Source organism: Mesorhizobium sp. M7A.F.Ca.US.007.01.2.1 (assembly GCF_003998165.1).
Lineage (GTDB): Bacteria > Pseudomonadota > Alphaproteobacteria > Rhizobiales > Rhizobiaceae > Mesorhizobium > Mesorhizobium ciceri.
Genome location: NZ_RZQP01000441.1, coordinates 1 through 2,046, shown reverse-complemented (window position 1 = coordinate 2,046; position 2,046 = coordinate 1). Strand labels below are relative to the sequence as shown.

Annotated in this window: 1 protein-coding gene; it reads right to left on the bottom strand. The window is 63.0% G+C overall.

From position 1 onward, the window contains the following. Nucleotides 1–1,935: ASKHA domain-containing protein (locus tag EN949_RS34870; protein WP_127371972.1), on the bottom strand; the 1,935-nt coding region annotated here is incomplete at its 3' end. Between the last annotated feature and the right edge of the window lie 111 nt (nt 1,936–2,046).

Sequence of the window (2,046 nt, the reverse complement as noted above, 5' to 3'; positions counted from 1 at the left end):
GGCGTAGACGAAATGCTCCTGGAATTTCGGTTCCAGCGCCGTCTCGATCTTCTCGATCTTGCTGACCGTGTCCTCGATCTCGCGGCGGTAGCCGCGATTGAGCAGCGCCATGCGCGCGCCGGCACCGGCGGCGTTGCCGACCGCCGAGACCTTGTCGAGGTCGCAATCCGGGATCAGGCCCAGCACCATGGCGTATTTCGGATCGATGAAGGAGCCGAAGGCGCCGGCGAAATGGATGCGGTCGACATGCTCGGTGTTCTGCTTTTCCATCAACAGCTTGGTGCCGGCATAAAGCGCTGCCTTGGCAAGCTGGATGGCGCGCACATCGGTCTGGGTGATGGTGATCTTCGGCCCATCTTCCGTCAATGCGGCGGAGCCGTCCTTCAGCACATAGGAGAAGGTGCGGCCGTTGGCCGTAACGCGTGGCGAGCGCGCCGAAAGCCCGCCGTCGATGACGCCGTCCTCGGAAATGATGCCGGCGAGATACATCTCCGCCACCACTTCGATGATGCCGGAGCCGCAGATGCCGGTGACGCCGGTCGCCTGGACGCTTTTCAGGAAGCCCGGCTCGTCGGACCACAGTTCAGAGCCGATGACGCGGTATTTCGGTTCAAGCGTATCGGGATCGATGCGCACGCGCTCGATGGCGCCCGGCGCTGCTCGCTGGCCGCCGGAGATTTCGGCGCCCTCGAAGGCAGGGCCGGTGGGCGAGGAGGCCGCAACCACCCGCTGGCGATTGCCGAGCACGATCTCGGCATTGGTGCCGACATCGACGATCAGCATCATCTCGTCCTGGCGATGCGGGCCTTCCGACAGCGTCACCGCCGCCGCATCCGCACCGACATGGCCGGCGATGCAAGGCAGCATATAGAGCCTGGCGCCCTGGTTGAGCTTGAGGCCGATGTCGGATGCCTTGATGTGCACCGCGCCCGAAACGGCGAGCGCGAAGGGGGCACCGCCAAGCTCGGTCGGATCGATGCCGAGGAACAGATGGTGCATGATCGGATTGCCGACGAAGACGCTGTCCAGGATGTCGTTGCGCTGGACATTGCCTTCGGCGCAGACCTTGTCGACGAGACCCGAGATCGCCTCGCGCACGGCGACCGTCATGCCCTCGCGGCCGTCCGGGTTCATCATCACATAGGAGACGCGGCTCATCAGATCCTCGCCGAAGCGGATCTGCGGGTTCGAGGTGCCCGACGAGGCGGCGACGCGGCCCGACAGCAGCGACACCAGATGCATGGCGATGGTGGTCGAGCCGATATCGCAGGCCAGCCCATAGGCTTCGTTCTTGAGGCCGGGCCAAAGTGCTACGACGCGCGCTGTCTCAGAGTCGGCATCCTTGTAGATGGCGGCGGTCGCGGTCCAGTTGCCCTTGCGCAGGATGCCTTGCACCTGCGGCAGCAGATAAAAATCGAAATCGAGGCTTTTCAAACCCCAATCGTGCATCAGCGCGATCTTCAGCCGGTCGAGATCACCAAGCGGCTTGTGCATGTCGGGTTCTTCGATCTCGACATAGCACATACGGATCGCCGCATCGCGGGCGATGACCCTGGTGTCGGCATCCTTGCGGATGGTCTGCGCGTTGATGACGGTGTCCTGCGGCACGTCGATGACGAGATCGCCGAGGATTTGTGCCGAGCAGGAGAGGCGACGCCGTTCGGGTAGGCCGCGGACGCGCTCATAGCGCTCTTCCTTGGCGCCCTTGGGCGTGATGTGGTCGTTGGAGGAGGTGATCTTGTGCTTGGCGAAATTGCCTTCCTGCACTTCGATCTGGCAACGCCCGCAAGTGGCGCGTCCGCCGCACACACTTTCGACATAGACGCCGAGCTGGCGCGCGGCATCGAGCACCGGGGTGCCGACAGGAAACCGCCCGCGCTTGCCCGACGGCATGAACAGCACGAGCGGGTCGGTGATGTTTGCAGGTGAATTCATTTTTAGCTGATGCCACCGTTCACAAAGCTACCATACAGATGAATGTGGGCTCGCTTTCCGGGAAAAAACGCGTCTTCCTTGTCACGCCACTCGAATTCCAAATCACAACGC